This window comes from Microbacterium sp. KHB019, from assembly GCF_037285405.1.
GTDB lineage: Bacteria > Actinomycetota > Actinomycetes > Actinomycetales > Microbacteriaceae > Microbacterium.
Genome location: NZ_JBBDHF010000001.1, coordinates 846,171 through 865,369, shown reverse-complemented (window position 1 = coordinate 865,369; position 19,199 = coordinate 846,171). Strand labels below are relative to the sequence as shown.

At 66.4% G+C, this 19,199-nt stretch carries 19 protein-coding genes; all 19 read left to right on the top strand.

All coding sequences use genetic code 11. The annotated features are described in order from the left end of the window. Positions 1–2 precede the first annotated feature (2 nt). Complete coding sequence (locus KHB019_RS04265; RefSeq protein ID WP_230102172.1) at positions 3–998, top strand: GDP-mannose 4,6-dehydratase; 996 nt, start codon at positions 3–5, stop codon at positions 996–998. Further along, a complete protein-coding gene (locus tag KHB019_RS04260; protein WP_230102173.1) occupies positions 995–2,152 on the top strand; it encodes a LegC family aminotransferase in 1,158 nt (385 codons plus the stop codon). Before KHB019_RS04265 ends, KHB019_RS04260 begins: the two co-directional genes overlap by 4 nt. Then, entirely contained in the window at positions 2,149–3,315 is a 1,167-nt protein-coding gene (neuC, locus tag KHB019_RS04255; RefSeq protein WP_230102174.1) for a UDP-N-acetylglucosamine 2-epimerase, read from the top strand. The genes KHB019_RS04260 and neuC overlap by 4 nt, the downstream gene beginning before the upstream one ends. Further along, complete coding sequence (locus KHB019_RS04250; RefSeq protein WP_325471339.1) at positions 3,308–4,405, top strand: N-acetylneuraminate synthase family protein; 1,098 nt, start codon at positions 3,308–3,310, stop codon at positions 4,403–4,405. The genes neuC and KHB019_RS04250 overlap by 8 nt, the downstream gene beginning before the upstream one ends. Next, positions 4,398–5,036: a NeuD/PglB/VioB family sugar acetyltransferase gene (locus KHB019_RS04245; RefSeq protein ID WP_230102176.1), complete on the top strand. Its 639-nt coding sequence runs from the start codon at positions 4,398–4,400 to the stop codon at positions 5,034–5,036. The genes KHB019_RS04250 and KHB019_RS04245 overlap by 8 nt, the downstream gene beginning before the upstream one ends. Beyond that, positions 5,033–6,079 carry a nucleotidyltransferase family protein gene (locus KHB019_RS04240; RefSeq protein WP_230102177.1) on the top strand — a complete coding sequence of 349 codons (1,047 nt, stop codon included), beginning with the start codon at positions 5,033–5,035 and terminating at the stop codon, positions 6,077–6,079. Before KHB019_RS04245 ends, KHB019_RS04240 begins: the two co-directional genes overlap by 4 nt. Then, positions 6,076–6,774: an acylneuraminate cytidylyltransferase family protein gene (locus KHB019_RS04235; protein WP_290368243.1), complete on the top strand. Its 699-nt coding sequence runs from the start codon at positions 6,076–6,078 to the stop codon at positions 6,772–6,774. The genes KHB019_RS04240 and KHB019_RS04235 overlap by 4 nt, the downstream gene beginning before the upstream one ends. Continuing rightward, positions 6,771–8,246: a hypothetical protein gene (locus KHB019_RS04230; RefSeq protein WP_230102179.1), complete on the top strand. Its 1,476-nt coding sequence runs from the start codon at positions 6,771–6,773 to the stop codon at positions 8,244–8,246. The genes KHB019_RS04235 and KHB019_RS04230 overlap by 4 nt, the downstream gene beginning before the upstream one ends. A 79-nt stretch (positions 8,247–8,325) precedes the next feature. Next, positions 8,326–9,255 carry an ABC transporter permease gene (locus KHB019_RS04225; RefSeq protein WP_230102180.1) on the top strand — a complete coding sequence of 310 codons (930 nt, stop codon included), beginning with the start codon at positions 8,326–8,328 and terminating at the stop codon, positions 9,253–9,255. Next, a complete protein-coding gene (locus tag KHB019_RS04220) occupies positions 9,252–9,989 on the top strand; it encodes an ABC transporter ATP-binding protein (protein WP_230102181.1) in 738 nt (245 codons plus the stop codon). The genes KHB019_RS04225 and KHB019_RS04220 overlap by 4 nt, the downstream gene beginning before the upstream one ends. Next, positions 9,986–11,923, top strand: a complete 1,938-nt coding sequence (locus KHB019_RS04215) for a DUF6541 family protein (protein WP_337458138.1) — start codon at positions 9,986–9,988, stop codon at positions 11,921–11,923. Before KHB019_RS04220 ends, KHB019_RS04215 begins: the two co-directional genes overlap by 4 nt. A 32-nt stretch (positions 11,924–11,955) precedes the next feature. Further along, the gene (locus tag KHB019_RS04210) at positions 11,956–12,684 is read left to right on the top strand and encodes a glycosyltransferase family 2 protein (RefSeq protein WP_230102183.1); all 729 of its coding nucleotides are present in this window, start codon (positions 11,956–11,958) and stop codon (positions 12,682–12,684) included. Next, a complete protein-coding gene (locus KHB019_RS04205) occupies positions 12,681–13,082 on the top strand; it encodes a DUF2304 domain-containing protein (RefSeq protein WP_230102184.1) in 402 nt (133 codons plus the stop codon). The genes KHB019_RS04210 and KHB019_RS04205 overlap by 4 nt, the downstream gene beginning before the upstream one ends. Further along, positions 13,079–14,311 carry a glycosyltransferase family 4 protein gene (locus tag KHB019_RS04200; RefSeq protein ID WP_230102185.1) on the top strand — a complete coding sequence of 411 codons (1,233 nt, stop codon included), beginning with the start codon at positions 13,079–13,081 and terminating at the stop codon, positions 14,309–14,311. The genes KHB019_RS04205 and KHB019_RS04200 overlap by 4 nt, the downstream gene beginning before the upstream one ends. Then, positions 14,308–14,919 carry an N-acetyltransferase gene (locus KHB019_RS04195; RefSeq protein WP_230102186.1) on the top strand — a complete coding sequence of 204 codons (612 nt, stop codon included), beginning with the start codon at positions 14,308–14,310 and terminating at the stop codon, positions 14,917–14,919. Before KHB019_RS04200 ends, KHB019_RS04195 begins: the two co-directional genes overlap by 4 nt. Then, positions 14,916–16,013, top strand: coding sequence for a DegT/DnrJ/EryC1/StrS family aminotransferase (locus tag KHB019_RS04190; protein WP_230102187.1), 1,098 nt, complete (start codon positions 14,916–14,918; stop codon positions 16,011–16,013). The genes KHB019_RS04195 and KHB019_RS04190 overlap by 4 nt, the downstream gene beginning before the upstream one ends. Beyond that, the gene (locus KHB019_RS04185) at positions 16,010–16,996 is read left to right on the top strand and encodes a Gfo/Idh/MocA family protein (RefSeq protein ID WP_230102342.1); all 987 of its coding nucleotides are present in this window, start codon (positions 16,010–16,012) and stop codon (positions 16,994–16,996) included. Before KHB019_RS04190 ends, KHB019_RS04185 begins: the two co-directional genes overlap by 4 nt. A 3-nt stretch (positions 16,997–16,999) precedes the next feature. After that, positions 17,000–18,784, top strand: a complete 1,785-nt coding sequence (locus KHB019_RS04180) for an ABC transporter ATP-binding protein (protein WP_230102188.1) — start codon at positions 17,000–17,002, stop codon at positions 18,782–18,784. Next, positions 18,781–19,191, top strand: a complete 411-nt coding sequence (locus tag KHB019_RS04175) for a hypothetical protein (RefSeq protein ID WP_230102189.1) — start codon at positions 18,781–18,783, stop codon at positions 19,189–19,191. The genes KHB019_RS04180 and KHB019_RS04175 overlap by 4 nt, the downstream gene beginning before the upstream one ends. Positions 19,192–19,199 lie beyond the last annotated feature (8 nt).

Here is a 19,199-nt window from a genome sequence, read left to right as displayed (position 1 = left end):
GTATGAAGGTACTGCTCACAGGCGCTGACGGTTTCATCGGATCGCACCTCGCGGAGCAGCTCGTCAGGGATGGACACGACGTCCGGGCACTCGTGCTGTACAACTCGTTCGACTCGCGTGGATGGCTTGACGGGATCTCTCCCGACGTGGCCTCTCAGATCGAGTTCCTCCCTGGAGACATCCGCGATCCCGCGCTGATGATGTCGGCTGTTCGCGACCGCGACGCCGTCCTGCACCTCGCCGCGCTGATAGCGATCCCGTACTCGTACGCTGCTCCCGACCTCTACGTCCAGACGAACATCCAGGGCACCCTGAACCTCCTCAATGCGGCGCGGGCGGCGGACGTGAGCCGTTTCATCCACACTTCGACGAGCGAGGTCTACGGCACGGCTCGCTACGTCCCCATGGACGAGGGGCACCCGCTCCAGGGGCAGTCGCCGTACTCGGCCTCCAAGATCGCCGCCGACCAGATGGTCAACTCATATCACGCGTCCTTCGGCCTGCCGACGGTGACGATCCGCCCGTTCAACACGTTCGGGCCCCGGCAATCGGCGCGTGCCGTGATTCCTACGATCATCAGCCAGCTCGCGGCGGGTAAGCGTGAGATCCAGCTCGGCGCGCTGACACCGACGCGCGACTTCACCTACGTGCCTGACACTGTGGCGGGCTTCACTACTGCACTCACGAGCACCGCGGGAGTTGGCGAGGTCATCAACCTCGGCGTCGGCTTCGAGGTCTCGATCGGGCGCACTTTCGAGCTCATCGCCGAAGCCATGGGAATCGACGCGGTCGCCACCGAAGACCCCGCGCGACTGCGCCCGGCCAACTCCGAGGTCGAGCGACTCTTCTCCGACAACACCAAGGCGAGGGAGATCCTCGGCTGGGCTCCCCGCTTCAGCGGCGACGACGGCTTCCGCGAGGGGCTGCGCGAGACCGCGCAGTGGTTCACCGACCCGGACAACCTCGCCCGCTATCGGACCGACGCGTACGTCGTATGAGCGTCGCGGCAGAGGTCGTCGGCGCCATCCGCAGTGTCGTCGGCGACGACTCGTTCGTCGGACTCCACATCCCGAGTATCACCGAGCGTGAGAAGGCCAGGGTGCTCGAGTGTCTGGACTCGACTTTCGTCTCCAGCGTCGGCACATTCGTCACAGATTTCGAGGACGGCATCGCCTCGTACACCGGCGCGGCGCACGCGATCGCCGTCTCCAACGGAACTTCCGCGCTCCAGGTGGCTCTCGAACTCGCCGGTGTGCGTCCTGGCGACGCGGTGATCGTCCCGACACTCTCATTCGTCGCGACAGCCAACGCCGTCTCCCATGCCGGGGCCGTGCCGTTCTTCGTCGACAGTGACGAGGAGACGCTCGGGATGTCCGTCGAAGCTGTCGCGCGTGTACTGCGTGCCGCAAGCTCCGGGCCTGACGGCCTGGTCGACGGAAGCACGGGGCGGCGGATCGCCGCGATCGTTCCGATGCACACCCTCGGCCATCCGATGCGGATCGTCGAGCTGGTGGCGCTCGGGGACGAGTACGGCGTGCCCGTCGTCGAGGACGCCGCTGAGTCCCTCGGCAGCCGGGTCGCTGACATGCACACCGGAATCTTCGGCCGCCTGGGCATTCTCAGTTTCAACGGGAACAAGATCCTCACAACGGGCGGCGGCGGCATGATTCTCACCGCGGACGACGAACTCGCCCGACGCGCCAAACACGTGACCACGACGGCGAAGCTTCCACATCGCTGGGAGTTCGAACACGACGAGGTCGCCTACAACTACCGAATGCCGAATCTGAACGCCGCACTGGGCGTGGCCCAACTCGAGCGGCTACCCGAGTTTCTCTCGGCCAAGCGCATGCTCGCCGGCCGGTACCGGTCGGCGTTCGCCGACATGCCTGGACTGCACTTCCTCGCCGAACCGACCGGAACAACCAGCAACTACTGGCTCTGCGCGCTGCGCGTCGATGGCGGCTTGCGCGAGCGTGACGCGGTGCTGGAGGCGACCAACGACGCCGGGCTGCAGTGCCGACCGTTCTGGAATCTGCTCCACAGGCAAGCGCCGTACCGCGATCTTCCCCGTGCAGAGACTCCAGTCGCCGAGGCGTTGCATGCCAGTACGATCTGCATCCCCAGCACGCCGTCGCTGGCGGCCGCATGAGGACGATCGCGGTTCTGACCGGGACGCGGGCGGACTACGGATTGCTGCGGGGCCTTCTTCGTGCCATCGAAGACGACCCGGAGCTCGCGCTGCGGCTGATCGCCACCGGCACCCATCTCGTTGACGAGTTCGGACGGACGAGCAGCGAGATCGAGGCTGACGGATTCGCCGTCGCCGCAGCCGTTCCGATCTGGACCGGCTGCGACGACCGGCTGGCCGTTGCCGCAGATGTGGGTGCTGCGATACCCCGCTATGCACACGCGCTCGCCGAGATCGCTCCCGATGTGCTGGTAGTTCTCGGTGACAGGCTCGAAGCTTTCGCCGCAGCGACCGCGGCGACGATCCTCTCCGTGCCCGTCGCGCACATCCACGGCGGCGAGGTCACCGAAGGCGCGATGGATGACGCGCTGCGGCACTCGCTGACGAAGATGTCATACCTGCATTTCGCGTCCACAGAGGATCATCGCCGCCGCGTTATCCAGCTCGGGGAAGCGCCGGACCGCGTGTACGCCCATGGCGCCCCGATCGTCGACGCGCTGGATGCTCTTGAATTGCTGTCCAAGGGTGAGGTCGAGCGTCGATTCGGCATCCGCCTGCCTGAACCGACGGCTCTGGTCACCTTCCATCCTGCCGTGATGGATGCCGCAGAGCCCGAGGTTCTCGTCGATGAGCTTCTCCATGGCCTCCTCGCCGTGAACGGGCTGCACATGGTCATCACGGGGTCGAACTCGGACATCGGCACGGCGGACGTGCGAGCCCGCATCGCGGCCTTCGTCACCGAGCATCCCGACAGAGTCGACTTCGTCGAGTCCTTTGGTCAGCTCGGGTACCTCAGCGCGATGTCCTCCGTCGCCGTCGTCGCGGGCAACTCGTCGAGCACCGTGCTCGAGGCTCCGGTCCTCGGCGTTCCATCCGTGCTCATCGGGGACCGACAGAAGGGTCGCCCGATCGCGGAGTCCGTCGCTGTCCCCCGGCCGGATCGCCACTCGATCGCGGCCGCCGTGCGCGCGGCGATCGAGCGAACCTCGACCACGGTCGAGACCAGCATCTTCGGGGGCTCCGGCTTCGCTGAACGCACCGCCGCTACCCTGCGTGACGCGACCATTCCGCGCCCGCCACGCAAGTCCTTCCACGACCTTCAGGGAGAACCCGCCCATGACTGACCAGGTTTTCGTCATCGCAGAAGCAGGAGTGAACCACAACGGTTCGCTCGAGACGGCCAAGGAACTCGTCGATCTCGCCGCGTCCGCCGGCGCTGACGCCGTGAAGTTCCAGACGTTCTCGGCTGATGCACTTGCGCTGGAGAGCGCCGCGCTTGCCGACTACCAGCGACTGTCCGACGAAGACGGTCGCACGCAGCATGATCTGCTGCGACAGCTCGAACTGACGCACGAAGAGTTCCGCTCCCTGCGTGACCACTGTGACTCACGCGGCATCCAGTTCCTGTCGACGGCCTTTGACGAGGCGGGGCTCGACTTCCTCGTCGGCGAACTCGGCATCCCGATCGTCAAGATCGCCTCGGGTGACCTGACGTTCGCCCCGCTACTGGTCGCCGCCGGTCGTACGGGGCTTCCGATCATCCTCTCAACCGGGATGGCCGAGATTCCCGAAATCCAGCGGGCGCTGCGATTCCTTGCAGCCGGGGTGGCGCAGGCACATGGCGTACTGCCGGTCGGCACACGCCTGCACGAGGACAAACTCGCCCGTGCCTGGGCGCAACGAGACCAGTTCGTCGACTTCTCGCAGCACGTGACGATCCTGCACTGCACCACCGAGTATCCGGCGGCTGACGAGCATCTCAACCTTCGCGCGATGCAGACAATCGCCGAGACGTTCGGACACAGGGTCGGCTATTCGGATCACTCGCTGGGATCGCTGGCCTCTGTCATCGCGGTCGGCCTGGGCGCCACTGTCGTTGAGAAGCACTTCACCTTCGACGTGAACGCAGACGGCCCAGACCACGCTGCGTCGCTCGACCCGGACGGGCTGCACGCGTATGTCGCAGACCTGCGACGCGTGCCGGTGATGCTCGGTTCGCGCGAGAAGCACTGTCAGCCGGTGGAGGAGGGGAATCGCGCGGTCGTGCGCCGCAGCCTCGTCGCCACGCGCACCATCGCCGCCGGCGCGACGATCGTCGAGGATGACGTCGCCTGCTTCCGACCTGCATCGGGCCGGACATCGTTCGATTTCTGGGAGGTCGTCGGCACTAGCGCCAGTCGGGCGTACCGCAGGGGTGATCTGATCGATGCCTGACCTCATCCTTCTCGGCGGCGGGGGACATGCGCGATCCGTGCTCGCTGCGCTTCTCGCCGCGGGGGAGAGTGTGCGCGGATACCTCGCCCCCGAGCCGTCGCCGGACTGGTCGCTGCCCTACCTGGGCGACGATGACGTCCTCGACGGTCTGGATCCGGCGGACGTCCGCATCGTGAACGGACTAGGCTCAATCGCCTCCACAGCAGCCCGCCGCCGGTTGCACGATCACACAATCGCGCGCGGGTTCACCGTCGTCGGCGTGATTCATCCCCGCGCGATCGTCGATCCTGAAGCCAGCATCGATCCGTCGGCGCAGGTGCTCGCCGGCGCCATCGTGAGCGCCGGGGCGACGATCGACGTGGACGCCATCGTCAACAGCGGAGCGATCGTCGAGCACGACTGCATCGTGGAGGCGCATGCGCACGTCTCGCCGGGGGCTGTACTGGGCGGGGAGGTCCGTATCGGCGGCGGCGCCCACATCGGGCTCGGCTCCCGTGTGCTACAAGGGCTCACGATAGGGTCGGGGAGTGTCGTCGGTGCGGGAGCGGTCGTGATCTCGGACGTGGCTCCGGGCGTCACAGTGGTCGGCGTGCCCGCGCGGCCCCGCCCGAACAAGGAAGTGCATGCATGATCGACAGGACGGACCTGATCGTTGCGCCGGACACGACGATCAGGACGACATTGATACACCTGGACCGCAGCCGCCTTCAAGTCGTGTTCGTCGAGGACGTCGAGGGTCGGCTGGTCGGTGCCGTCAGCGACGGCGACGTGCGTCGAGGACTGCTCTCGGGCTCCGGGTTGGAGGACCGTGTTGAGGCAGTGATGAATCGGACTCCGGCCACCGTTGCTCCGACCGCGAGCCAGGAAGTCGTCGACGAGCTCAAGTCGCGCCGCGGCATCCGAGTGGTCGCGGTCGTCGACGACGCCGGGCGAATGGTCGATGTGGTGGCGGAGGGCGACCGCATCGCGACGCCTCTGCCCACGCCGGTCGTGCTGATGGCCGGCGGTCGGGGACAGAGGCTCTATCCGATCACGAAGGACATCCCCAAACCGCTGGTGCCGCTGGGCGACGTGCCGATGATCGATATCATCCTCAGCCGACTGTACGATCAGGGCTTCCGTCGGGTGCATGTCTCGGTGAATCACCTGGGTCATCTCATCGAGGAGCATCTCGGAGACGGTGCAGAGCACGGCCTCGAGATCACGTATCTGCATGAACCAGCGCCACTGGGGACCGCCGGCGCTCTGGCGCAGCTCCGTGGTGCCGTCGATGAGCCCTTCGTGGTGATGAACTCCGACCTGCTCACCCAGGTCGATCTTCGTCGCATGCTCGCATCCCACACGGCTGCCGGACACACGGCCACCATCGGCGCGCGCGAGTACGGGTTCGAGATCCCGTTCGGGGTGATTCGACGCGAAGGCGACCGGGTAACCGCGCTCGCGGAGAAGCCCTATCACAGCGAGCTCGTCAGCGCCGGCATCTATGTGCTGGACCCGAGAGTGCTGGAGTCGCTCGCGGCCGACGAGTACTGCGACATGCCGACGGTGCTCGCCCGGCTCATGGACGAAGGTCGGTCCGTCGGAGCCTTCGAGATCCACGAGGAGTGGATCGACGTGGGGCGCCCAGAGGATCTTGAGCGCGCTCGACAGGCGTGGGAACGGAGCGGACGATGAGGATCTGCACGATAACGGTGAGAGCAGGATCGAAAGGCGTGCCGGGGAAGAACCTCCGTATCGTGGCAGGCAGACCGCTGTTCGGCCACTCGGTGGCGCAGGCCGTCGCCACCGGACTGTTCGACGAGGTCGTGGTCTCCAGCGACTCGGACGAGATCCTGGCTCTAGCCCCCACGTTCGGTGCCACCGGGGTCATCCGCCGCCCGCCCGAGATGGCGACGGACACCGCGGGCAAGGTCCCGGCCATCGCCCACGCCGTGCGCAGCACGGAAGATCGCACCGGTGCCCGATACGACGTGTGTGTCGATCTCGACGCGACCAGCCCGCTTCGCACCGTCGACGACATCCGCACTGCCGTGTCGATGTTCGAAGAGGTCCGTCCAGAGTCCCTGATCACAGGGTCGGAAGCACGCCGGAATCCGTATTTCAACCTTGTCGAAGAGCAGCCGGACGGCACTGTCGCGGTGAGCAAGAAGCCCGACGATGCGGTTCTGCGCCGACAGGATGCGCCTCGTTGCTTCGATATGAACGGCTCGATCTACGTCTGGCGCCGGGAGTCGCTGCTGGAGGATCAAGTGGTGTTCCTTCCGTCAACGATCCTGTACGAGATGCCGGCGGAGCGATCCATCGACGTCGACAGCGAGTTCGATTTCCGCATCGTCGAATGGCTGATGGACCAGCGGGTCGACCTGTGACCGATCACGCCGATCTCGATGGACGCACCTCGGATGCCGTGCGCGCCATCCTCGAACTGGAGGAGGAGTCGCCTGACTCGCTCTTCGAGGTGCTTCCAGGGGCCACTGTTCCGTTCTGGGCGCACGTGCGCGTCCAGATCGCCTGGGCGCTCGGCGAACGGCAGACGGGGAGCGTGTCCGTCGCGTCGGAATCCACGTGGACGCGTTGGGGCGAGTTCAGGCGCGTCGTCCGCGGCCACCTCCCCAGCCGATGGGATGCCGTGCGCCACGGCCGCGCACACGACGTATGCTTCTACGTCTCCGGTACGACGCTCACCGTCGCAGGTGATCGTGCGCGTAACTGGCTCGTGGACGACTTCGCCTTCGTGACACCCGGCGCGGTCGTCGTGCAGAAGAAGCCGCTCCCTGCGCCCGCCGGAGCGCCGCTGTTCCGACCGACGCTGAGCATGGAGCCCGCGACAGCCCGGGCCAGGTGGCGCGAGCGCGGCGCGATGCTGCCCACCGGATTCGCAGACGGTGTGCGACGACTGCTCCGTGAGTACGCGTCGAGGCTCGGAGTCGAGGCCGACGCCTTCGACGACATCGGCACGCGCGCGCTGCGGACGGAACGTCTTCGTCCGTTCGAGATGGACGAACTGCGTCGGATGCTGGACAGGATGCGCCCACGCCTTGTCGTGTTCGACAACGGATCGTATTCGTATCACGGCGAGACGGTCGGTGCGATGAAGGACGCAGGCGCGTACGTCGTCGAACCGCAGCACGGCTGGATTGGTCCCTCGCATGCCGCCTACAACTACGGGCGAGCATTCCAGGAGCCATCGCTTCGACGCGCCCTCCCGGACGAGGTGCTGACGTTCGGGGACTACTGGACGGATTCGATCCGTCACCCCGGTCGAGTCACAACCATCGGCAAGCCTCATCTCGAGCGTCAGGCGGCGTTGGCCGAGGCCGAGCGCCCGAGACGGATACTCGTCATCTCCTCACGCACCGATCCGAGCGCGACAGATGGGTTCGTCGCCGATCTGCACGCCGCAGTGGGCGGTGACTGGGCGATCGCGTTCCGTCCGCATCCGGGCGAGCGCGCGGAGACAGCACGACGGTACCCGCGGATCGCGTCGACTCCCGGCATCGCCGTGGACGTCGAACCCGACGTTTACGAGTCCCTGAAGCATGCTGCCGTGGTCATCGGGGAGGCGAGCACGGTGCTGTTCGAAGCACGCGCATTCGGCTGCACGGTGATCGCGCGCGACAGCGCATTCGCGCAAAACGTCATCGGCGACGCATTCGGTGTGCGCGTCGTCGACGTCCCCGGCGTCGCGGCGAGGCTCGCCGACATCGAGCACGGAGGGCGGTTCGTCGCGACGGCCGACCCCGCGATCTGGGCGCCGGATGCCGTTGCCGCCTACGCGCAGTGGCTGGAAAGACGTGTCGCCGACGACGACGCGCATGCGACGCGCACGCGTCCGCGATGAGTGGCGACTCAGGTTCTCTGTCCTAGAATGGCGTCATCCCCGCGGCGTAACCGTCGTCGCGTGCTGAATGAGTAGGCCCGTGACTGACACCCGAGATCTTTTCGCCGCTGTCCCGCGCAACCAGTTCGACACACCGGGCAAGAGCCGTGGCCTGATCGACGTGGTGCGCTGGCGCTACCTTCTCCTGCTCCTAGTGCGCACAGGTGTCACCACGCGGTACCGCAACTCCGTGCTCGGCTGGACATGGTCGTACGTGCGTCCCGGCGCCCAGTTCCTGGTGTTCTGGGTGGTTCTCGGACTTTTCCTGAACCTCGATCGGGGCATCCCGAACTATGCGGTGTACCTCTTCTCGGGGATCATCGTCATCAACCTTTTCTCCGAGGCGTTCAAGAACGCGACGACGTCGATCGTCGGCAATGCGCCGCTGGTACGGAAGGTCTTCCTGCCGCGGCAGTTGTTCGCGGTCTCTGCTGCCATCGTGGCATTGGTGCACTTCCTGCCGCAGCTCGCGCTGCTGTTGCTGGTCTGCCTCGTGCTCGGCTGGATCACGCACGTGTCGCTCCTCGGAGTGCTAGCGATCTTCGCAGCAATCGCACTCGTACTCCTATTCAGCCTGGGTCTCGGTCTGCTGTTCGGCGCGCTCAACGTGCGCTATCGGGATGCCGAGAACATCGTCGAACTCCTCCTGCTACTGGCCACGTGGGCGTCGCCGGTTCTGTACAGCTGGACTCAGGTGCAGGATGCGATCGTCAGCAAGCTCGGCTGGCCGCAGTGGCTCGTGGAGGTCTACCTTCTGAACCCGATCACACAGGCCGTGGAGTTATTCCACTACGCGTTCTGGCGCCCGGTTTCCGAGGGAACGATCACGATCGAGGGGATCGGCATGGCCGATCTGCCTCCGAATCTGGGCTGGAATACCCTGTGGACGTTCCTCATCGCCATCGTCACTCTGCTGATCGGACAGGCTGTCTTCCGCCGCCTCGAGGGAAGGTTCGCCCAGGACCTATGACTGCGCACACCGTGTCCAAGCCCAGCATCATCATCGACGACGCTCGCAAGCGCTTCACCCTCAATCACGCGTTCTCGCTCAAGGACACCGTCGTGTCGTGGATCAAGCGACGCAAACTCACCAGCGAATTCGAAGCGCTCAAGGGGGTCGACCTCGTCATTGAAGAGGGCGAGTCAGTGGCGATCCTCGGCTTTAACGGATCCGGCAAGTCCACCCTGCTCAAGCTCATCTCCGGTGTGATGGAGCCTGACGAGGGCGATGTCCTCACTCGTGGTCGGGTCGCCGGCCTCATCGAGGTCGGTGCGGGTTTTCATCCCGAACTCTCCGGGCGAGAGAATGTGTTCCTGAACGCCGCGATCCTCGGGATGAAACGGCATGAGATTGAGGAACGCTACGATGAGATCGTCGCGTTCAGCGAAATCGAGCAGTTCATCGACCAGGAGGTCAAGCACTACTCGTCGGGCATGTTCATGCGTCTTGCGTTCTCAGTTGCGATCCACGTCGAACTCGACGTGCTCCTCGTCGATGAGATCCTCTCCGTCGGCGACGCTCCGTTCCGTGAGAAGTGCAGGCTGAAGTTCGAAGAGCTCATCGAGCAGGGCAAGACGCTTGTCGTAGTCAGCCACGACATGGAGATGGTGCGCGAGCTGTGCACCCGCGGCGTCGTCATCAACAAGGGCGAGGTGGTCTTCGACGGCGACATCGAGGGCGCGATCGCGCTGGTAGACCGATGATTGGCGAGTGGGTCGCCGCGCTGCCGGCGCTGCTCGTCGCGGTTGCGCTCTTCTTCGTACCCGGTGGCGTCGCACTCGCGGGTATCGGGGTGCGCCGCCTGCCCCTCGTTGCGTTCGCACCCCCGGTGAGTGCGATCATGCTCGCTGCCGTCGGCTTGATCTTCGGCTTCGCCGGCGTCTCCTGGAATCCGCTGACCGTCGCGCTAGCGCTGCTGCTGCTCGCCGCAGTCGCCTGGCTGCTGGGTGTCTTCCTCGGGCGCGTGCGTGTCGAGCATCGGACTTTCGTCGGCAGGACGTGGGTGCTCCCCGTGGCGATCGCGGTCGGGATGCTCGTGACTGGATGGCGGCTGATCGCCTACATCGGACCGGCGTCGGCGATCTCGCAGACGAACGATGCGGTGTTCCATCTGAATGCCGTCCAGTACATCCTGGACACCTCTGACGCGTCCGTCCTGCACGTGAGCGGCGTGATCGGTGGGCACAGTTTCTATCCGGCCGTGTGGCACGGCTTCGTCTCACTCATCGTCCTCGTCACAGGGGTGGAGATCCCCGTCGCGGCGAACGTCGTCACGCTCGTCATTGGGGCCGGCATCTGGACGCTCGGCATCGCATGGCTGACGCGGGTGCTCACCGGCTCCGGGATCGTTGCAGGGTTCGCGGCTGTGTTCGCTGGTGCGCTGCAGACCTTCCCGCTGCTGCTGTTTCAATGGGGCGTCCTCTATCCGAACGCGCTGTCGACTGCGCTCGTTCCGGCCGCGGTGGCGGCGGTGGTATCGCTGCCACGTTGGCTTCTCGCAGACCGCACGGTGCGCCACGGCATCCTCGGAGTGATCCTCGTCGGAATCGCCGCGGTCTCTCTGCTCCTAGCGCAGCCGTCGACGGCGGTCCCGTGGGCGCTGCTGTGTGCGATCTGGTTCACGTTCTGGATTCTGCGCAACCCTGTGCCGCGCGCCCTTGTGGCAAGACTCGGTCTCGTCGTCCTCGCGTGGGCGGTCGTCGCAGTGACGTGGCGATACCTCGCATCCGGTACCAGTGGGTCGCACTGGCCTCCGTTCCGGAGCCGCGGGGAGGCACTTCTCGACATCCTCCTGAACGGGCACATGCGCATCCCGTGGGCCGTGGGCATAAGCGTCCTCATGGTCGTCGGGCTCGCGGTCGCCGTGCGGCGTCGGCCTCTGCAGTGGTTTGCAGTGGGCTGGGTCGCGGTGAGCGTGCTCTACTTCCTCGTCGCCACCGTCGGTCGCGAGAACATCCGCAACGGGGTGCTCGCCGTGTGGTACGCCGACCCGTACCGTCTCGCAGCTCTCGCCCCGATCGTCGTCGTGCCTCTTGCCGCCATCGGCTTCGATGCGCTAGTGCGGCTGGTCCGGCAGCGGGTGCCGCGAAAGCATGGCGATGACGACACGCGCACCACCCTGATCCCGCTCGCGGTCGCTGTGGTGGGCATGGTGGTGCTGGTGCTGCTGCGCCCGGTCGCGATGCCCCAGTTCCTCGACGCGACCGTCGAACTGCACTCGAAGTACGCCGTCGAGGAAAGCGACTATCTCGAGCCGGATGAACGGGAGCTTCTCGAAGATCTGCGAGAGTACGTGCCGCCAGGGGATCGCATCATCGCCAATCCGTCCACGGGAGCGGGATTCGGGTACATGCTCGCCGGCTACGACGTGTTCCCTCGCACCTGGTCGCCCCCCGCTGGCAAGGCGTGGAACGTCCTCGCGGAGGATCTGCGGGATGCCGCATCCGATCCCGCCGTGTGCACGGCGTTGCACGCGTTTGGCGACCCCGAGTTCGTGCTCGACTTCGGGCCGGGCGAGGCGCGGGCCGGCCGGTGGCTGATGCCGGGGATGACCGATTTCGCTGGCGAGGACGGCTTCGAGCTTGTTGCAGAGCGGGGTGATGCGTCTCTGTGGCGCATCACGGCATGCGCTCCGTGAAACGGTCGGCCGAGTCGGTAGGATCACAGGCGATGCGTCCACTAGAGCTGTCCGTTCTCGTCGTGATTCCGGCGCTGAACGAAGAGAATTCCGTCGCGGACGTGGTCCGCAACGTGCGCTCCGCGGTCCCGACCGCGACGGTCGTGGTCATCGACGACGGATCAACCGACGCGACTGCCCGGCGTGCCGCAGAGGCGGGTGCGGAGGTGTTGACGCTGCCGTACAACCTCGGTGTCGGCGGGGCGATGCGCGCGGGCTATCGCTTCGCACTCGATCGCGGTTTCGGCGTCGTCGTGCAAGTGGACGCCGATGGACAGCATGACGCGGTCGCCATTCCGCAGCTGATCGCTGCGCTCGACGAGGCCGATCTCGTTATCGGGGCGCGATTCGCCGGTGTTGGGGAGTACGGCGCGCGCGGACCACGGAGATGGGCGATGCGTCTGCTCGCCGTCGTGATGAGCTCGGTGGCGCACACCAGGCTCACCGACGTCACGAGCGGCTTCAAAGCTGCGGGCCCCAGGGCAGTGCGCCTGTTCGCGGACAGCTTCCCTGCGGAGTACCTCGGTGACACCATCGAGTCGCTCGTGATTGCTGCACGGTCGGGGCTCATCATCCGTCAGCTGCCGGTGGTGATGCACGAACGCCAGGCCGGTACGCCGTCGCACCACCCGATCAAGGCCGCGGTGTACCTATTCCGTGCCTGCGCCGCGTTCGGCCTCGCGATGATGCGGCCGCGCACGCCGCTGGAGGAGGAAGCGTGAATCCGATCACCTATGCCTTCGGCATTGCTGCCGCCGTCTTCGCCCTCATCGCCATCGTCGAGCTGATGCGCCGGGGAACGCTGCGCGAACGCCACGCAGTGTGGTGGTTTGTCGGCGGCGTCCTTGCATTGGTCATCGCGATCTTCCCGCAGACGCTGACCTGGGCCGCCCGCACGCTGGGTGTGAGCGTTCCGACGAACCTCGTGTTCTTCATCGCCATCGGACTCCTCTTCCTCGTGAGTCTGCAGTACGGGGCCGAGCTCACTCGCGTCGAGGAGAAGCTGCGCACGCTCGCCGAACGATCCGCGTTCCACGAGCACCGCATCGCCGAGCTCGAGCGACGCCTCAGTGCGCCGAAGCATCCCGATGACCAGAGCCCGGAGGACCGCACCGAATGAGACGCCCGATCCGTGCCCTGATCGCCTCTCGTCTTTTCCCACCGGAGGTGAGCGCCGGCGCGTTCCGGCTCGGCGCGCTCGCCCGATCCCTCTCCCGTCGCGAGGCGGAGGTGACCGTGCTGACGACGACGCCCCCGAGCACGGCGCCCACGATCGCCGACCCCCCTGGCGTGCATGTGCGCCGCTGGCCCGTGCTGCGCGACGCCGGCGGAAACGTCCGCGGTTACGTGCAGTACATGAGCTTCGACATCCCACTGATGCTGCGCGTCCTCACGCGCCGCTTCGACGTCGCAGTCTCGGAGTCCCCGCCGACGACGGGCCTTGTGGTCGTGCTCGCCGGCATTCTGCGCCGGAAGCCCGTGGTGTACTACGCCGCAGACGTGTGGACCGACGGGGTCATCTCGATGGGTGCTCCCAAAGCGGTGATCACGATCATGAAGATGCTCGAGCGCACCGTACTTGCGCGCTCCGCTCGTATCATCTCGGTCTCGGATGAGGTGACGGAGCGGCTCATCGCGCTCGGCGCCGACCGTGGCCGGGTCACGACCGTCGGCAACGGCGTAGACACGGACGTGTTCACCCCGGAGGTGGAGCCGGCGGCGTCCGACCGCTACTTCGTGTACACCGGCACGATGTCCGAGTGGCAGCAGCCCGAGATCTTCGTCCGCGGGTTCGCTCAGATCTCCGATGAGGTTCCCGACGTGCGGTTGCGATTCTTCGGACAGGGCGCGATGAAGGAGCAGCTGCAGCGGATCGCGGAGGAACTCGTGCCCGGACGGGTCGAGTTCGGCGGAGTCGTCACCCCAGAGGAGTCGGCGTCCTGGATCCGCGGCGCGGTCGCCTCGCTCGTGAGCATCGTGCCGGGAATCGGCTACGACTTCGCGCGACCGACGAAGACGTACGCCGCGGCCGCCGTCGGAACCCCGGTGCTCTTCGCAGGTCCCGCCACCGGCTCGGAGCTGGTGCGTTCGGCTCAACTCGGTCACGCCGTCGATTTCAACCCTGTGGCCGTGGCCGCGGCCATGCGGGAGCTGATCGCCGAGACCGAGGACGGGACGCGTGAGCGGTTGCGTGCGCAGCGGAGCTCGTGGGCGAGAGCGAACGTGTCTCTCACCGCGGTCGCAGCGCGCGTCTCGGCGGTGGTCTCCCAGGCGGCCCTGGGCACCGCGGGTAAGCTGGGGGACGCTTCGGACAGACCCGCTGACCGAGATGAAGGGCAGGCCGCGTGACTCGCTCCACTTCTGTTCGCATCGTCGACTCCGCCGACGTCGCAGCTGACGCATCTATCGGCGATGGCACCTCTATCTGGCACCTCGCGCAGGTGCGCGAGAACGTGCGGATGGGCGAGAACTGCATCGTCGGGCGTGGCGCGTACATCGGCAACGGCGTGGTCATGGGCGACAACTGCAAGGTGCAGAACTACGCACTCGTCTACGAACCGGCTCGACTCGGTGACGGCGTTTTCATCGGCCCGGCCGTGGTTCTCACGAACGACACGTACCCTCGCGCTATCAATGCGGACGGTTCGCTCAAGAGCGCCCATGACTGGACGCCCGTCGGCGTGACAATCGAGCGCGGGGCATCCGTCGGCGCGCGTGCGACCTGCGTCGCCCCTGTGAGGATCGGGGCCTGGGCGACGGTCGCCGCCGGTGCCGTCGTCGTCAAGGACGTTCAGCCCTACGCACTCGTCGCGGGCGTCCCTGCGCGCCGAATCGGCTGGGTGGGGGAGTCGGGCATCCCGCTCGTGGCGGGCGAGGACGAGGACGTGTGGGTCTGCCCGAACACCGGCGACCGGTATGTAGAGAACGATGGCATTTTGAGCAAGGAGTCCGTGTGAGCGATTTCATTCCCCCCGCGAAGCCGATCATCGGTGATGAGGAGCGGGAAGCCGTCGATCGTGTGATGCGCAGCGGCATGGTCGCACAGGGGCCGGAGGTCGCCGCATTCGAAAGCGAGTTCTCGGAGCATTTCGTCGCGGGCCGCGCGGCGGTCGCGGTGAATTCGGGTACGGCAGGTCTGCACCTGGGCCTGCTGGCGGCGGGCGTGGGTGCGGGTGACGAGGTCATCGTCCCGTCGTTCACCTTCGCGGCGACGGGCAACTCGGTGGCGTTGACGGGTGCGACGCCCGTGTTCGTCGACATCGAGCCGGACACTTTCACGCTGGATCCTGAGGCCGTTGCCGCGGCGCTCACGTCCGCGACGAAGGGGATCATGCCAGTGCATCTGTACGGGCACCCCGCGCGGATGCGGGAGTTGGAGGCGCTGGCCGCGGAGCGCGGCGTCGCATTGTACGAGGATGCCGCGCAGGCGCACGGTGCGTCGCTGGAGGGGCGCCCGGTCGGCACGTTCGGCGAGTTCGCGATGTTCAGCCTGTACCCGACGAAGAACATGACCAGTGGCGAAGGCGGCATGGTGACCGCCGCCACGGAGGACCTCGCCCGTCGGGTGAAGCTGCTGCGCAACCAGGGCATGGAGAAGCAGTACGAGAACGAGATCATCGGGTTCAATGCCCGCATGACGGACATCCACGCTGCTATCGGCCGTGTGCAGTTGACGAAGGTTGACGCGTGGACGAAAACGCGGCAGCAGAACGCAGCCTTCCTCGATGCGAATCTGCGCGGCGTGCTCACACCGCCGGTCGCCGATGGCGCGGTGCACGTGTACCACCAGTACACGATCCGGGTTCCCGAGGACCGTGACGGGTTCGTCGCCGCGCTCAAGGCGGAGCACAATGTGGGCGCCGGGGTGTACTACCCGATCCCGAACCACCGTCTGCCCTCGCTCGCACCCTACGCTCCGGGGCTGGATCTTCGCGAGACGGAGCGGGCCGCGCGTGAGGTCGTCTCCCTGCCGGTGCATCCGTCGCTGTCGCAGGACGATCTGGATCGGATCGTCGCCGCGGTGAACGCTGTCGCGAAGGCGGGTGCCTGATGGTGTTGCGCGCTGGTCTACTCGGTGTGGGCATGATGGGCCGCCATCATGCCCGTGTGTTGCGTGAGCTGGACGGAGTCGAGCTCGCCGCGATCGCTGATCCGGGCGGAGACCCGCATGGCGTGGCCGGAAACTTGCAGGTCCTTCCGGATATCGACGCGCTGATCGATGCGGGCATCGACATCGCCGTGGTGGCGGTGCCGACTCGGTTCCACGAGGATGCTGCGCTGAAGCTTGCGGCCGCCGGTGTTCATACGCTGGTCGAGAAGCCGATTGCGCACAGCATCGAGGCAGGACAGCGGATGGTTGATGCGTTCGCGGCTGCAGGTCTGGTCGGTGCCGTCGGGCACATCGAGCGTTTCAACCCCGCTCTGCAGGAGCTGCGCCGTCGGATCGAAGCAGGCGAGCTGGGCGCTCTGTACCAGGTCGCCACACGCCGTCAGGGCCCGTTCCCGTCGCGTATCGCTGACGTGGGCGTGGCAAAGGATCTCGCATCCCATGACGTTGATCTCACCGCGTGGGTCGTGCAATCCGACTACGAGCGGGTCTTCGCGCAGACCGCGTTTAAGTCCGGTCGTGAATACGAGGACATGATCACGATCACCGGGCGCACAGCATCCGGTGTGATCGTGAACAACATCGTGAACTGGCTGTCTCCGATGAAGGAGCGTGTCACGGTCGTCACGGGTGAGAAGGGCGCCTTCATCGCCGACACCTCCACAGGCGACCTCACGTTCTACGCCAACGGAACGATCCCGCTCGAGTGGGAGTCTGTGTCGTCGTTCCGAGGTGTGTCGGAGGGCGATGTCACGCGTTTCGCGTTCGCCAAGCGCGAGCCGTTGCGTGTCGAGCACGAGAACTTCCGTGACGCCGTCCTGGGACAGCAGACCGATGTCGTCACGATGGAACAGGGACAGCGCACGCTCGTCGTCGTGGAAGCGGCCCTGGAATCCGCCCGCGTCGGCGAGTCAGTGCACCTCTGAGCCATGCTCGAGATCTTTCGCACCCTGAGGCGGCTGCTGCCCCTGCTGCCGCCGTCCACGGGCAGGTTCCTGACGGTCTTCGGCTTAGTGTCGGCGGTCCTCGCTCTGATCGATGTCACCGCGCTGATGCTGCTCGCGGTCGCCCTGGCGGGGACGGTCGCCGGCACGGGTGCCTCGCTTCCGCTGGTGGGCAAAATTCCCCAGGACCAACTGGTGTGGCTGATCCTCATTCTGGCCGCGATCGTCATCGCGAAGTCCGCAGCCAACGTCTGGTTGCAGTGGATCGCCACGCGCCGGTTCGCGAGCTACGAGCTGGCGGTCGGGCAGGAGCTGTTCGGCGCCTACATCCGCTCCTCGTGGACCGACCGGATATCGCGTAACAGCGCCCAGATCGTCGCTATGACCGACAGCGCGATCGCGAACGTCGTCGCGGGTTTCCTGCTGCCGATCACGACCTTGCCCGGCCTGCTCGTGACGTCTGTCGGGGTCGTCGCCGTCATCGTCGTGGCGCAGCCGCTGACAGCGCTGATCACGATCGTGTACCTCGGCGGTATCGCACTGCTGCAGTACTTCGTGCTCAGCGGGAAGACTCGCCAGGCCGCCAGGGTCGCCCGTGATTCCTCCCTTCGCGTTGCCGCTCTGATCTCGGGGATGATCGCCGCGCTGAAGGAGATCACGCTCCGTGACAAGGCGGACGAGGTGACTGCAGTGGTCGGCGCAACCCGTGCACGCACCTCGCAGGCGCGGGCGAATTCGAGCTTCCTATCCGCCGTGCCGCGATTCGTGTTCGATGCGGCCATCATCGGCGGGTTCATCGTCGTGGGCGGTGGAGCGTATCTCACCAACGGCGGTGACATGGGCGCAACGATCTCGGCGGTCGCACTCTTCGGCGTCGCCGGGTTCCGGCTCGTGCCCTCGCTGACTGGTTTTCAGACCGTGCTCACCCGCACGGTCACCGCGGCTCCGTACATCGAACTCGTCATCGCCGATATCGAGGCCTCGAAGAGATATCACGCCGACCGCGAGATGCTCGGGTACGAGCCGCTCCCGGCCCAGCCGCAAGCTCTGCGACTGGAGGACGTGTCATTCGCGTTCCCGGGCAGCGACGTCGCCGCCGTTCGCGATGTCTCCCTCGACATACCGCTCGGCAGCACGGTCGGCATCGCCGGTGCCTCCGGTGCGGGTAAGTCGACGCTCGTCGACCTGCTCCTCGGTCTGCTCTCACCTACCGGGGGGGCCATCAGCGTCGACGACCGCCCGCTGGCCGATGTGCTGCGGGCGTGGCGGAGCCACGTCGGGTATGTGCCTCAGGAGGTCACTCTGTTCGATGGCAGCATCGCGCAAAACATCGCGCTGACGTGGAGCGACGATTACGACCGTGCTCGGGTCGAGGAGGCAGCACGTCGTGCGCAGCTGTGGAGCGTCATCGAGGGACGAGCCGATGGTCTCGACACCCGGGTGGGCGAGCGTGGCCTGAGCCTGTCCGGGGGGCAGAGGCAGCGTCTCGGCATCGCCCGCGCCCTCTACAACGAGCCCCTGGTGCTCGTGCTCGATGAGGCGACCAGCGCCTTGGATACCAAGACCGAGGCCGATGTCGCCGAGGCGATCCGGGAACTGCACGGCGACGTGACGGTCATTGCCGTCGCGCACCGCCTCAGCACCATCCGCGACTCCGATCAGATCATCTTCATGCAGGACGGCACGATAGGCGCCCAGGGCACGTTCGACGAGGTCGTCGCGACCAACCCGGCGTTCGCGGCGCAGGCACGTCTGGCGGGTCTCGCGTGAACGTGGTCGTCGTGACGACGCGCGCTCCGACCAGTCAGCCGCTGGGTGATCTGTCGGACACGGTGCGTGTTCGCTGGATGATGCCCACGGGCGGAGTGCACTCGTCGGCAGAGGTGCTGGTCATCGCGCAGCCGCATGGACCCGTCGCGCGCGCGGCGGATCGCATCTCGAGGATGCTGTCGCGGAACGCAGCTGCGCGGATGCTTCTGCGGATGTCTCCGCTGGATCCGGGCGCGCGATTCTGGCGCGCGGTTCGCGGTGACGCGCGCGTGCGCGAGTTCCTCTGCGGAGTCGACCTGCTGGTCGCCGGCGACCGCGACGCCAACTTCACCTGCTGGCAGCTCGCGCGCCGCGCGGATCTCCGTGCAGTGAGCGGCTATGCGGCGGCGAAGCAGGAAGTACCGTGAGAGGCGGG